Source organism: Micromonospora sp. NPDC047620 (assembly GCF_043205005.1).
In the GTDB taxonomy this organism is placed as follows: Bacteria; Actinomycetota; Actinomycetes; order Mycobacteriales; family Micromonosporaceae; genus Micromonospora.
The window spans coordinates 171,109-183,751 of sequence record NZ_JBIDDG010000004.1 but is presented as its reverse complement, the minus strand read 5'-3'; the positions used below and the strand labels follow the sequence as shown (position 1 = coordinate 183,751).

Below are 12,643 nucleotides of genomic sequence, written 5' to 3'. Positions count from 1 at the left end.
GTACGGCTCAGCCACGACCGCAGCGCCCGCAGGCGCCCCGGCGGCGCAGGTGGTACGCGTACGTGGCCGCACCGAGCGCGACGCCCCAGAACGGCCAGAGCAGCATCGGCGCGGTGGCCAGGCTGGCCTCGCCGAAGTCCCAGAAGTCCGGGGTGGCGAGCAGGCCGAGGGTCGCCGCGGTGACCGCCACCGCGACCAGGGTGGACGGGACAACGGCCAGCCTCACCGGCACCGGCCGCCCGGCCAGGCCGACCATCCAACGCGGGAACCGCTCGCCCCAGCGCTGCACCAGCCCCAGCGTGAGGATCGCCCCCACCAGCGCGAACCCGCCCAGCCCGGCGCCCGCCCACACCATCCCGGAGTCCCGCATCTCGTCGAGGAACGACTGCTCGATGCCGAGCGGGATGCCGACCGCCCAGGCGAGCCGGGTGACCGCGTACAGGGCGGGAATGGTGGCCGCTACCCAGGCGGCCCAGCGCCCCCAGCGGGCGGCCGAGGCGGGCGAGGTCCAGCCGTGGTCGGCGCCGTCGCGCCCGCACGCCGGGCAGGCGCCGGCGGTGCGCCGCTGCCAGTTGAGCACGGCCCCGGCGAGCAGCACCCCGCCGGCGACGGCCGCGAACCGGGCGAACAGCGCCCAGGTGAAGACCTCCGCGTAGTCCACGGGCGGCCAGCCGAACGGCGCGCCGACGATCAGGATCGGGGCGTACCCGAGGATGGTCAGCACCCCCACGTCCGGCACCACGACGGCCAGCAGGACCGCGACCGTCCACCCGTACGCCGACAGCAGCGTGCGCAGCGGCCGGCCCGGGCCCGCCGTCGAACCGGACATGGCGAGCGCGGCGACGGCGGCGCCGAGCAGCAGCGCGGCGAACAGCGGCGGCCCGACGGTGGTCGGGACCAGCCGCAGCAGGTTGCTGTCTCCGCCGGGGTCGTTCGCCCCGAACGGGTAGCCGACGCCGGTGACGGTGGAGACGAGGGCGAGCACGCCCCACAGGCCGAGCCAGGCGGCGGCCAGCGGGGCGAGCCGATCCGACCGGCGCACGGCCGGCCGGCGGGTGGGAGGAAGGGTCGTCGTCATGCCTCCAGCCTCGGCCGACGGGCCCCCCGAACCCTCCCGTGCGGCGGTGAACCGGCTCCCCCTCGGGAGGGACCGCCTCAGCCGGACGGGGTGACAAACCCCGACTCGTACGCGGCGATCACCGCCTGGGTGCGGTCTCGCACGCCGAGCTTGGCGAGCACGTTGCCGACGTGGGTCTTCACGGTCTCCACCCCGACCACCAGGTGCGCGGCGATCTCCGGATTGGACAGGCCGGTGGTCATCAGCCGGAGCACCTCGGCTTCCCGTTCGGTGAGCCGGGCGGCCGCCAGCCGGTCGGCGCCCCGCCCCCCGTACGCCCCGGCGAGGCGGCGGATGGCGGCCGGGAACAGCAGGGACTCGCCCCGCGCGACCACCCGGACGGCCTCCACCACCTCGGCCGGGCGGGCCCGCTTGAGCAGGAACCCGCTGGCCCCGGCGCGGAGGGCGTCGTAGACGTACTCGTCGTTCTCGAAAGTGGTCACCACCAGCACCCGGGGCGGGTCGGCGGAGGTGGCGAGCAGCCGCCGGGTGGCCTGGATTCCGTCGATGCCGGGCATCCGCACGTCCATCAGCACCACCCGGGGGCGCAGCCGGGCGACCAGCGGCGGCACCTCCGCGCCGTCGGTGGCCTCGCCCAGCACCCGCAGGTCGGGCTGGGCGTCGAGGATGGCCCGCAGCCCCACCCGGATCAGCTCGTCGTCGTCGACGATCAACACGCCGGTGGTCGTCGTCACGGTGTCGGTCATCGGGTCCCCTCGAACGGCAGCCGCACCCTGATCCGCCAGCGGTCGCCGTCGGGCCCGACGGTCAGCCGGCCGCCGAGCAGCAGCACCCGCTCCCGCATCCCGTCCAGGCCCCGGCCGCCCCGCCCCGGGTCGGCGCGGCGTCGGCGGCCCACGGCGTTCTCCAGGTCCAGCTCCAGCGCGTCGGCGTGCACGTCGACGCGAAGCGTCACCGGCCCCCGACCGTACCGGGCGGCGTTGGTCAGCCCCTCCTGGACGATCCGGTAGCCCTCCCGGGAGACCGCCGCCGGCAGGTCGGCCGCGTCGCCGGCGCACCGGGCGTCGAGCGGCAGGCCGGCAGCGCGGGTGTCGGCCACCAGCCGGTCCAGGTCGGCGAGCGTACGCTGCGGCGCCGGCGCGGACCGCCCGCCCTCGGTCTCGCGCAGCAGCCCGAGCACGTGGTCCAGGTCGTCCATGGCGGTGCGCCCGGCCTCCTCGATCGCGGTCAGCGCGCGCCGGGCGAACTCCGGGTCCCGGTCGAGCAGCTCGCGGGCCGCCCCCGCCTGGAGGGTGGCGACGGTCAGCGCGTGCCCCACCGAGTCGTGCAGCTCCCGGGCCAGCCGGTTGCGTTCGGCGAGCCGGGCGGCGCGGGCCTCCAGGGCCGCGATCCGTTCCGCCTGGGCCGGGCCGAGCAGCACCGGGGCCATCGACACGGCCAGCGCGCCCAGCCCGGCGACGGTGTAGCCGAGCGCCACCAGCACCACGATGCCCGTGAGCGCCAGCCAGCCCGTGTCCCGTCCGTCGAACGGCCCGAACCGGATCCCGCTGGTCATTCCGGCGTCGAGGCCGAGCTGCTGCGCGATGAAGGCCAGCGCCATCGGCACCGCGCTGAACAGGGCGGCCACCACCAGCCCGCCGCTGACCAGGTGGAGCCCGATCCAGAGCGCGGAGCGCAGCCGGGTCTCCCGGTCGGCGGCGTGCCCCGGCGCCGGGTCCGGCAGGTCGACGCCCAGCAGCGCCCGCGCGGCGGCGATCTCCAGCGCCCGGGGGCCGTCGAGGAAGACCGGGACCGCCGCGATCGTCGCCGCGACGAGAAGCAGCCCCAGCACCAACGGCCGGGGAACGTCCGGCTGGGTCAACATCTGGGCGAAGGCCGCCGCCAGCAGCACGTAGGGCAGCACGAGCACCCCGCCGAGCAGCAGGAACACGCCGCGTCGCCAGGTGCTGCCGGCCACCAGCGGGGCGAGGACCGTGGGGGGCTTCACCCGCCCATTCTGCTGCCGCCGGCCCCCGGCCCGACTCCCCCGCGTCGGGGAGATCGGTGGCCACGGCCGGCGGTTGGATCGTGCTGCGCGGCGGAGCCGGTCCGGCCGGGGCGCTCTCCCCCGCCGCCCTGTCGAGCTGAGTCGTTTGCGACATCAGCCCAACAGGGCCGGCCGGCAGCGGCCGGCGGCCGGCGGCCGACAGGCGGCGGCCGACAGGCAGCAGGCGGCGGCCGGCAGACGGCAGGCAGCGGCCGGCAGACGGCAGGCAGCGGCCGGCAGCGGCGGGCTGCGGGCTGCGGGCTGCAGAGCAGCGGGGGGGCGGGCCTACGGGTGGCGGGGCGTCAGCGGTGCTCGTCGACGTAGCGCTGCGGGTCCTTGTCGGTGAACGGCAGGTCGCGGCCGTTCTTGTGCTCGCCGTAGAAGGTCAGCCAGCGGCGGCCCAGCTCGGCGCGCAGCTCGTCGCCCGCGTGCCGGCGGAAGTCGGGCAGCGCCTCGTCCTCCTCCTCGGCGAGGTGCTCGCTGTTCTCCCGGCGGGCGGTACGCACCGCCGCCCACCACTGGTCGGAACCCACCGGGTGCAGCTTGGACTCGGTGACCGCGTCGCGGATCTTGTTGTGGTCGCCGATGGCGTCGACGGTTTCGGCCTCGCCGTCGTCGCCGTGGCGCACCAGGTGCGGGTAGAGGATCGCCTCCTCCGCCTCGGCGTGGATGTCGAGGTGCAGGGCGAGCGCGTCCCAGATCGCCAGCAGTTCGTGCTCGTCGCGGGCGTCGTCGAGGTGGGCGAAGCCCCGCCGGAAGGCGGCGTGGTCGTCGAGGATCAGCGCGGTGATGTCGTCCATCAGGCTCACTTTCCGGTTCGGGCCCGGAGCAGGCGGGGCATCGCCGCCAGCCCGGTGATCGGGCGGAACTCCTTCGCCGCGCGGGCCAGCGCGGCGTACTCGTCGTCGGCCAGGTCGATCTCGGCGGCCGCCGCGTTGCGTTCCACCTGCTCGACGCCGGACGCGCCGGGGATGGCCACCACGCAGGGGTGGCGCAGCAGGTAGGCCAGGGCGATCTGGCTGGGGGTGGCGTCGTGCGCGTCGGCCACCTGCCGCAGGGTGTCGATCAGCGCCGCGCCGCGTTCCAGGTTCTCCGGCAGGAAGTACGGGTTGGCCCGGCGCACCGCCCCGCTCGGCGGGTTCCTCGCGTCGTACCGGCCGGACAGGAAGCCCTGGGCCAGCGGGCTGTACGCGATCACCACCCGGCCGGCCTGCCGGGCGTACGGCAGCAGGTCGTGCTCGGGACCGCGGTCGACCATGCTGTACCGGACCTGGTTGCTCAGCACCCGCCGGCCGAGCGCCGCCTCGGCGACCTGCCAGCGGCGCAGGCCGTAGTTGCTGACCCCGACCTCGCCGACCAGCCCGACGTCCTGCAACGCGCGCATGCCGCGCATGGTGGTGTGGTCGGCGACCAGCGGGTGGGGCTGGTGCACCTGGTAGAGGTCGAGGTGGGTGACGCCGAGCCGGGCGGCCGAGGCGACCGCCCGCTGCTGCACCACCGGGGCGACCGGCAGGACCGGGAAGATCTTGGTGGCGAGCACGACCTTGTGCCGGTCGTCGCCGAGCGCCTCCCCGAGGATCCGCTCGCTGCGGCCGAAGCCGTACAGCTCGGCGGTGTCGAAGAGGGTGATGCCGAGGTCGACCGCCCGCCGGACGATGTCCACCGCCCGGCGCTCGTACTCGGGGCCGTAGCCCCACTCCCGGGACCCGAACTGCCAGGTGCCGAGGCCGATCTTGGACAGGGGCTTCGGGGTGTCGAGCTGGACGAAGCGCATGGCACCGAACCTACCGGGACAAGAGGGACGGTACGCCCGTTCGGGCTCGCGCAGAGAGCGGCAGCGCCCGGTGCCGGCCCGGTGCCGCTCGCCGCACCTCCGGCACAATGGCCGGGTGCGATTCCTCATCCGGCCCGCCCGGCCCGACGAGGCGACCGAGCTGACCGAGCTGGCGCTGCGCTCCAAGGGCCACTGGGGATACGACACCGAGTTCCGGCCGCCTTGAATCTCACCCTCTGGGCCGAAGGAGAGGTGAACTGCGTGATGACCAGCGGCCGAGCCTCGACACTGACCGCGATCGTCACGAAGACCTCCCCCGAGCTGAATCAGAGCTGGCCGGGCAAGCACCTCGGCTTCACCGTCTTCGACGGTGGTGACGACGACTCCGGGCACAGCCTCGACCAGATGGGCTCGACGGGACCACTGGAGAACCTGGCCAAGTGCATGGCCGGGAGCCCGAACGCACCCGTCATGGCGCCCGCGCCGTTCTTCACGGTGCAAAGCGGCGGCTACCGGGTCACATCCGCCTGAAGCGCCGCACCACTGCCAGCCGGCACCGTCTAGGGCACGTAGCGGGCCAAGAGCAGCAGGAACGCCAAACGCCCTGGTGGAGGATGTCCCTCACCAGGGCGTTTCGCAAGGGTGGAGCCGAGGGGACTCGAACCCCTGACCCCCACACTGCCAGTGTGGTGCGCTACCAGCTGCGCCACGGCCCCTTGCGGTTGTCCCGGTCACCCGGGCACGAGAGAACTATACACACGCCCCGCCGCATGGTCATCTCGCGGGGTCCCCACCCGCCGGCGCCTCAGTTGAGCGCCACGTCCGGCGGGAAGTGGGCGATCGCCGCCATCATGCCGCCCTGCCGGCGCAGCACCATCGGCCACAGGTCGTCGGGCCGGTCCACGAAGCCGTCGCCGGGGAGCGCGTCCAGCACGAACCAGGAGCCGTCCTCGATCTCCTGCTCCAACTGGCCCGAACCCCAGCCGGAGTAGCCGGCGAAGACGCGGATGCCGCTGATGCCCTCCCGCAACCGCTCCGGGTCGACCGACAGGTCGAGCGTGCCGACCGCGCCGGAGATCTGCTGGAAGCCCTTGAGCCGCTGCACCGGGTGGCGCATCCGGGCCAGGCAGATCGCCGAGTCGGGCTGCACGGGCCCGCCCTCGAAGAGCACCGCCGGATCGCGGGCCAGGCCGCTCCAGTCGCCCAGCACTTCGGCGACCGGCACCTCGGTCGCCCGGTTGAGCACCACGCCGAGGGCGCCGCCGGGCTCGTGCGCGACCAGCAGCACGACCGTACGGTCGAAGTTCGGGTCCTTCAGCGCCGGCGTCGCGACCAGCAGCCGCCCGGCCATCGACCCCGTAGCCCGCCCGCCGATCGCCTGCCCCTCTCCCTGCATGCCGGACCCCCGTCAGACCGACCGCACCGGGACGCCCGGGGGCACCGGTGCCGTCCGCGCCGTCAACGCCATGCCTGGCACCATAGCCTGCCTCCGGGGCGGTGGTTAAGGTCTGACGGTCGGGTGATCGACAGTCATGAGGGAGGACTGATGGGCGTCACGGCGGAACTCGCGGTGATCGGGGGCTCTGGGCTCTACGCGCTGCTCGACGGCGCGACCGAGCACGAGGTGGACACGCCGTACGGGCCGCCGTCCGACGCCGTCACCATCGCCGACGTGGGCGGCCGGCGGGTGGCGTTCCTGCCCCGCCACGGCCGGGACCACCGCCACCCGCCGCACCTGATCCCGTACCGGGCCAACCTCTGGGCGCTGCGCTCTCTCGGGGTACGCCAGGTGCTCGCCCCGTGCGCGGTGGGCGGGCTGCGGCCGGAGCTGGGGCCGGGCACGTTCGTGGTGCCGGACCAGCTCATCGACCGCACCAGCGGGCGCGCGCAGACCTACTACGACCAGAGCGCGGTGCACGTCTCGTTCGCCGACCCGTACTGCCCGGCCGGCCGTCGCACGCTGCTCGCCGCGGCGGCACGGCGGGACGTCCCGGCGGTGGACGGCGGCACGGTGGTGGTGGTCGAGGGCCCCCGCTTCTCCACGCGCGGCGAGTCGCGCTGGTTCGCCTCGATGGGCGGCGCGGTGGTCAACATGACCGGGCACCCGGAGGCGGTCCTCGCCCGCGAGCTGGCCCTCTGCTACTCCTCGATCGCCCTGGTCACCGATCACGACGCGGGCGTGGAGGGTGGCGGCGCGGTGACCCAGGAGGAGGTGTTCCGGGTCTTCGGCGAGAACACCGACCGGCTGCGGGGCCTCCTGCTGGACGCGGTCGCCGCACTGCCCGCCGAACGGGACTGCGACTGCGGGCGGGCGCTCGACGGCATCACCCTCCCCATCACGCTCCCCTGACGGGCAGGGGAGGCGGCGAAAAGCCCGAGATGCCCGGGGCGCCCCGATAGATTGGGGGGCGATGGCAACGGTCCGCGACACCACGTACGACCTGCTTCGTGCCCTCGGCCTGACCACCGTCTTCGGTAACCCGGGCTCCACCGAGGAGCCGTTCCTGCGGGACTTCCCGGACGACTTCCACTACGTGCTCGCCCTGCACGAGGCGTCGGCGGTCGGTATGGCGGACGGCTACGCGCAGGCCACCGGCCGGCCGGCGCACGTCAACCTGCACACCGCGCCCGGCACGGGCAACGGCATGGGCAACCTGGTCACGGCCTGGCACAACCGGACCCCGCTGATCGTCACCGCCGGCCAGCAGACCCGGGAGATGCTGCTGCTCGAGCCCCGGCTGACCAGCAGGCGGGCCACCGAGCTGCCCCAGCCGTACGTGAAGTGGAGCCACGAGCCGGTCCGCGCGCAGGACGTCCCGGCGGCGCTGATGCGGGCGTACGCGACCGCGGTGCAGCCGCCCGCCGGGCCGGTCTTCCTCTCCCTGCCCCTCGACGACTGGGCGCAGCCCGCCGACCCGCCCCCGCCGGTGCGGACGGTGGCCACCCGGTTCGCGCCCGACCCGCAGCGGCTGCGGGAGTTCGCCGCCGTCCTGGCCGGCAGCCGCGCGCCCGCGCTGGTGCTCGGCGCGGCCGTGGACCGGGCCGGCGGGTGGCCGGCCGCGGTGGCGCTGGCGGAGCGGCTCGCCGCGCCCGTCTGGTCGGCCCCCGCGCCGGAGCGGGCCGCGTTCCCGGAGGACCACCCGCACTTCCGCGGGGTGCTGCCCTTCGCGGCGGCGCCGCTGGCGGAGGCGCTGGACGGGCGCGACATCGTGCTGGTCGTCGGCGCGCCGGTGTTCCGCTACTACCCGCACGTGCCGGGCGACCATCTGCCCGACGGCGCCCGCCTGCTGCACGTCACCGACGACCCCGAGGAGGCGGCCCGCGCCCCGGTGGGCGACAGCCTGCTCGGCGACGCGGGGCTGGCCCTGGCCGCCCTGGTCGACCTGCTGCCGGCGGCCGACCGGCCGGCGCCGCCGCCGCGCCCCGACCCGCCACCGCCGCCGGACGGGCTGCCGCCGGCACCGGACGCGCTCTTCGCGGCGCTGGCCCGGCACTGGCCCGCCGACGGGGTGCTGGTGCAGGAGTCGCCGTCCAACCTGCCGGCGCTGCGCCGCCGGCTGCGCAGCACCCGGCCCGGGTCGTACTTCACCATGGCCAGCGGCGGCCTCGGGTACGGCCTGCCGGCGGCCGTCGGCATCGCGCTGGCGCAGCGCGACACCGGCCGGGGCCGGCCGGTGGTCGCGGTCATCGGGGACGGCTCGTTCCACTACTCGGTGCAGGCCCTCTGGACCGCCGCGCGGCTGCGCCTGCCGCTGGTCGTCGTGGTGCCGGTCAACCAGCAGTACGCCATCCTGAAGTCGTTCGCCGACTTCAAGGACACCCCCGGGGTGCCCGGGCTGGACCTGCCGGGGCTGGACATCACCGCCATCGCCCGCGGCTACGGCTGCACCTCGACCGTCGTGACACACCCGGACCAGCTCGGCGACGCCCTGGCCACCGGGCTGCGGGCGGACGGCCCGACGGTGCTGCCGGTGCCGGTCAGCACCGAGGTGCCCCGGCTCCTCTGACCCGCCGCCCGGGCAGCGACGACCTGGGCCGTGAGTCGCCACCCCGTCAGCACCGGCCCGCCTCCCGCGAGCCGGCGCCCCGTCAGCTCGTGGTGAGTCGCAGCGGCGCGCCGGTGAGCACGTCGAGCACCGGCCGGTCGCCGAGCGGCGCCTTCAGCGTGGCGGTGACCGGCTCGAGCTTCAGCATCATGATGCACTGGCCGGTGGCGGTGGTGACGCCGCCGCCGACCACCACCACGTCGTCGCGCTCCTGCACCAGCGGGGTGATCCCGGTGTCGCAGCTGCCCACGCCGAGCCGCCAGGTCAGCGTGGCGCCGTCGACGGACCGCAGGTCCTGGGCGCCGACCACGCCCTGCGGGGCCTGGCTCGCCGGCGCGGCCGGCTCGGGCAGGGCGGTGACGGCCGAAGGCGCCACGGCGACCCGGGCCACCGGCGCGGAGAGTTCCTCCACGGTGAACAGCCACGCCGGCACCTGCGCCTCGCCGCGGCTGGTACGCACCGGTGCCGTGCCCAGCTTCACGGCGGTGACCGTCAGCGGGACGCAGGCGGTCTGCGGGGTGCTGCTGACCGCTCCGTCGGGGCCGGGCTCGATGGTGGGGCCACCGGGGCCGGGCCGGCCGGGGCCGTTCGGCCCGGCGGGGCCCTTCGGCCGGCCCCCGCACGGCGGCGGGTCGCCCTGGTCGAGCTGCCCGTAGGCGGTGGCCGCGCTGATCAGCGGCACGGTGAGCGTGCCGTCCGGGAACCGGATGGTGCCGTCGGCGGGCCGGTCGGCGGGCAGGTCGACCTGGTCGCGGTACCAGCCGCTCTGGAAGGCCGTCCTGGTCGCCTCGGTGAAGCCCGGATCGCCGAGCAGCACCGTCGGGTCCTGCACCGGCACGTATCCGGTCTTCCACGCCGGGGCCGGTCGCCACGCCTCGGCCACCTCGGTGGCCCGTTGGGTGAACGCGTCCCGGCGGGAATCGGAGTCGGCGGGAGCGACCGGCTCGGAGCCGGCCGGGGCGCACCCGGCGACGATCATCAACAGCGGCAGGCCCAGCAGGGCGGCGGTACGGCGCATGTCGGTTGGACGCCGGGTCGCCGCCGCCGGTTCCCGCGCTCAGGTCTCCCCGCCGAGATCCGTCTCGTACGCCTGCCAGATGAGGTCCGCGCCGCGCTGCCGGTGCCGGGCGAGGGCGCGCACCAGGTGCCCGGCCCGGCCGAGGAGGTCCTCGGCCGACGCCTCCGGCAGTTCCGCCGCCCGGTGCAGGGCGGCCAGCGCGGCGGCGATGGCGGCGTGCTCCTGGGCCAGCAGCCGCACCCCGTGCTCCAGCCGGGGCGCCTGGCCGAGCAGCTCGGCGTAGAGTCCGGCGGGCCCCTCGGTGACCCGGACGTGCTCCGCGAAGCCCTGCCGCACGGGCCCCAGCCGGAACAGGACCCGCTCCCGCCACCGCGGCTCGGCCGGCGGGGCCGCCAGGGCCCGGGTGAGCGCGTGCAGGTCCCCGAGCAGGGTGGCGGGGGGCCGGCGGGCGGCGGGCGGCCGGAGCGCCCCGGGGACGGTGGACGGCTGCTGGATCGGACCGGTGACCATGGGCACCTCCCGCGTCGCTTCTGACCGCTCACAGCGATGGTGGACCCGGCGCGTTTGCCCTGTCCAGAGGCGGTGACACCTCATCCGCCCCGTCGGCCGCAGCAGCCCCTGGCGCCCCACTGGCCCCACGCCCGGGCCCTCCCCTTCCCGCGTCCGGGCCCGGAGACGACGATGCGCCCCGGTCCGGTGGACCGGGGCGCATCGACTGGTGGTGGAGGTGCCGGGAATCGAACCCGGGTCCTTCGCCGGTTTGTCAGGGCTTCTCCGAGCGCAGCTCGCTGTGCCTCTACTCGGCCCCTCCGATCACGCGAGCGAGTCGGTGTGACGGGCCCAGTCGCTGATTGATCTCGCCGCACGGACCCCGCGACCGGGTCCGGTTGGCCAGCCTTCTAGCTGATGCCGGCTAACTGGGTCGAAGGCGCTCCCAGGCCGACAGACTTGCTACTCGCCTCAGGCGGCGAGAGCGAAGTCAGCGCGATTGTTCTTGGCGCTTATTGGTTTCCGACGAACGATTCTCGAGACGACGTCGGCTTCCTCGGCTCGCTTCCCCTGCCGCAACGTACGAAGTCGAAACCAGTCACCCCCTCGACGGGCCGCCCTTGTGGCGGCTCCACCAAGCCTAACGCCTGCCGCAACGGGTTTCATCCCGAGCCCCGGGTCGGCGCGCCGACCCGGACATAGCGGGCAGATCAGTCATCCATCCCCTTGCCACGTCGGCCGGTGACCCGGGCGATCTCCCGGTCCGCGTCCCGCTTGGCGAGGTCCTGCCGCTTGTCGTACGACTTCTTGCCCTTGGCCAGGGCGATCTCGACCTTCGCCCAGCCGTCGGAGAAGTAGACCTGCAACGGCACCATGGTCAGGCCGCCCTCGCGGGTCTTGCCGATCAGCCGGTCGATCTCCAGCCGCTTGAGCAGCAGCTTGCGGGTCCGCCTCGGCTCGTGGTTGGTCCAGGTGCCCTGCGTGTACTCCGGGATGTGCATCCCGTGCAGGTAGAGCTCGCCGTTGCGCTCCTGGGCGAACGCGTCGACCAGCGACGCGCGCCCGGCCCGCAGCGACTTGACCTCGGTGCCGGTCAGCGCCATGCCCGCCTCGTACGTGTCGAGGATCGAGTAGTCGTGCCGGGCCTTCTTGTTGGAGGCGACGACCTTGCGTCCCTTTTCCCGTGGCATCGGCGCCACCCCCTTTCCGTGTGACCGCGCCCGAGTGACCGGCCGCGGGGCGGAGATCATGCTACCCGAACGACAAGGACCCTCCCGCGCCGTTTATTCCTGGCGCGGAAGGGCCCGTCGAGCCGTGCGGAGGCTAGACCCGCAGGTAGAAGCGGAGGGTGACCCAGGCGGTGCCCGCGCTGACCAGGCCGCCGACGCCGGCCATCAGCGGGAACATCACCAGGATGTCGCCCCAGCCCACCGGGGAGAGCAGGCCCTGTAGCGCCTGCAACGATCCGTCGAAGAGGAGGTACTTCGCCGCGATCAGCGCCACCAGGCCGAGCAGCGAGCCGATCAGGCCCGCGACCACGGCCTCCAGCACGAACGGCGCCTGGATGAACCAGTTCGACGCGCCGACCAGCTTCATGACCGCGACCTCACGCCGCTTGCTGTAGGCGGCGACCTGGATCGTGTTGGCGACCAGGAGCAGCGCGGCGACGGCCATCACGATCGCGGCGGCCAGGGCGATGTTCTGGATCGAGGTGAGGATGTCGAAGATCTTGTCCAGCAGCCGGCTCTGGTCGACGATCTCGTCGACGCCCTCGGCGTCCTTGTACTGGTCGTAGATGCTCTTGTACTGCTCGGGGTTGTTCAGCGTGAGCCGGAACGACTCGGGCAGGCTGTCCGCCTTGACGGCGCTGAGCAGGTCCGGCGCGTCCTGGAACATCTCCTGGAAGCGCTTGTACGCCTCGTCCTTGTTGACGTAGAGGCTCTCCTTGACCAGCGGGTCGCCGTCCAGCTTGGCGGCCAGCGCGTCACGCTGCTCGGGGGTCACCTCCTGGTCGAGGAAGATCGAGACCTGGATGTTCTTGTAGTAGAGGTCCTTCATGTCGTCGACCTGGCGGTACATGAGACCGCTGGCGCCGAGCATGGTCAGCGAGACAGCCATCGTGATGATCATCGCGATGGTCATGGTCACGTTGCGCCACAGTCCGACCAGTACCTCGGACAGGACGTATTTCACGCGCATCGGGATTTCCTCC

At 74.3% G+C, this 12,643-nt stretch carries 13 protein-coding genes, 1 tRNA gene and 1 other RNA gene; 3 read left to right on the top strand and 12 right to left on the bottom strand.

Going from position 1 to position 12,643, the window contains the following annotated elements:
• Positions 1-7: 7 nt before the first annotated feature.
• From ACGF5C_RS06460 to ACGF5C_RS06440, 5 genes are all read right to left on the bottom strand, one after another.
• Entirely contained in the window at positions 8-1,078 is a 1,071-nt protein-coding gene (locus ACGF5C_RS06460; protein WP_393297272.1) for a hypothetical protein, read from the bottom strand.
• A 77-nt stretch (positions 1,079-1,155) separates the two neighbouring features.
• Positions 1,156-1,824, bottom strand: coding sequence for a response regulator transcription factor (locus ACGF5C_RS06455; protein ID WP_393297270.1), 669 nt, complete (start codon positions 1,822-1,824; stop codon positions 1,156-1,158).
• On the bottom strand, positions 1,821-3,065 hold the full coding sequence (locus ACGF5C_RS06450; RefSeq protein WP_393297268.1) for a sensor histidine kinase: 1,245 nt from the start codon (positions 3,063-3,065) through the stop codon (positions 1,821-1,823). The genes ACGF5C_RS06455 and ACGF5C_RS06450 overlap by 4 nt, the downstream gene beginning before the upstream one ends.
• 341 nt (positions 3,066-3,406) lie before the next feature.
• Positions 3,407-3,904, bottom strand: a complete 498-nt coding sequence (locus ACGF5C_RS06445; RefSeq protein ID WP_393297266.1) for a hemerythrin domain-containing protein — start codon at positions 3,902-3,904, stop codon at positions 3,407-3,409.
• A gap of 5 nt (positions 3,905-3,909) precedes the next feature.
• Positions 3,910-4,878 carry an aldo/keto reductase gene (locus ACGF5C_RS06440; protein WP_393297264.1) on the bottom strand — a complete coding sequence of 323 codons (969 nt, stop codon included), beginning with the start codon at positions 4,876-4,878 and terminating at the stop codon, positions 3,910-3,912.
• 264 nt (positions 4,879-5,142) lie between these two features.
• Between ACGF5C_RS06440 and ACGF5C_RS06435 the strand changes: the two genes are divergently transcribed.
• The gene (locus ACGF5C_RS06435) at positions 5,143-5,409 is read left to right on the top strand and encodes a hypothetical protein (RefSeq protein ID WP_393297263.1); all 267 of its coding nucleotides are present in this window, start codon (positions 5,143-5,145) and stop codon (positions 5,407-5,409) included.
• Between the two features lie 112 nt (positions 5,410-5,521).
• Here the strand turns inward: ACGF5C_RS06435 and ACGF5C_RS06430 are convergent.
• Positions 5,522-5,594 (bottom strand) — tRNA-Ala (locus tag ACGF5C_RS06430).
• An 89-nt stretch (positions 5,595-5,683) separates the two neighbouring features.
• Entirely contained in the window at positions 5,684-6,274 is a 591-nt protein-coding gene (locus tag ACGF5C_RS06425) for a YqgE/AlgH family protein (protein WP_393297261.1), read from the bottom strand.
• 150 nt (positions 6,275-6,424) lie between these two features.
• On the opposite strand from ACGF5C_RS06425, the gene ACGF5C_RS06420 reads away from it, so the two are divergent.
• Both ACGF5C_RS06420 and mdlC read left to right on the top strand, forming a co-directional pair.
• The gene (locus tag ACGF5C_RS06420) at positions 6,425-7,228 is read left to right on the top strand and encodes an S-methyl-5'-thioadenosine phosphorylase (RefSeq protein ID WP_393297259.1); all 804 of its coding nucleotides are present in this window, start codon (positions 6,425-6,427) and stop codon (positions 7,226-7,228) included.
• Positions 7,229-7,289: 61 nt separating this feature from the next.
• Complete coding sequence (gene mdlC, locus ACGF5C_RS06415; RefSeq protein ID WP_393297257.1) at positions 7,290-8,885, top strand: benzoylformate decarboxylase; 1,596 nt, start codon at positions 7,290-7,292, stop codon at positions 8,883-8,885.
• An 82-nt stretch (positions 8,886-8,967) separates the two neighbouring features.
• On the opposite strand, the gene ACGF5C_RS06410 is transcribed toward mdlC, so the two are convergent.
• The 5 genes from ACGF5C_RS06410 to ftsX form a co-directional block, all read right to left on the bottom strand.
• Positions 8,968-9,942 carry a hypothetical protein gene (locus ACGF5C_RS06410; protein WP_393297255.1) on the bottom strand — a complete coding sequence of 325 codons (975 nt, stop codon included), beginning with the start codon at positions 9,940-9,942 and terminating at the stop codon, positions 8,968-8,970.
• A 39-nt stretch (positions 9,943-9,981) separates the two neighbouring features.
• Positions 9,982-10,452 carry a hypothetical protein gene (locus ACGF5C_RS06405; protein ID WP_393297253.1) on the bottom strand — a complete coding sequence of 157 codons (471 nt, stop codon included), beginning with the start codon at positions 10,450-10,452 and terminating at the stop codon, positions 9,982-9,984.
• Between the two features lie 209 nt (positions 10,453-10,661).
• Positions 10,662-11,037: a transfer-messenger RNA gene (gene ssrA / locus ACGF5C_RS06400) on the bottom strand.
• Positions 11,038-11,141: 104 nt separating this feature from the next.
• Positions 11,142-11,621: an SsrA-binding protein SmpB gene (gene smpB / locus ACGF5C_RS06395; RefSeq protein WP_350703149.1), complete on the bottom strand. Its 480-nt coding sequence runs from the start codon at positions 11,619-11,621 to the stop codon at positions 11,142-11,144.
• A gap of 133 nt (positions 11,622-11,754) precedes the next feature.
• Positions 11,755-12,630 carry a permease-like cell division protein FtsX gene (gene ftsX / locus ACGF5C_RS06390; RefSeq protein ID WP_393297251.1) on the bottom strand — a complete coding sequence of 292 codons (876 nt, stop codon included), beginning with the start codon at positions 12,628-12,630 and terminating at the stop codon, positions 11,755-11,757.
• Positions 12,631-12,643 lie beyond the last annotated feature (13 nt).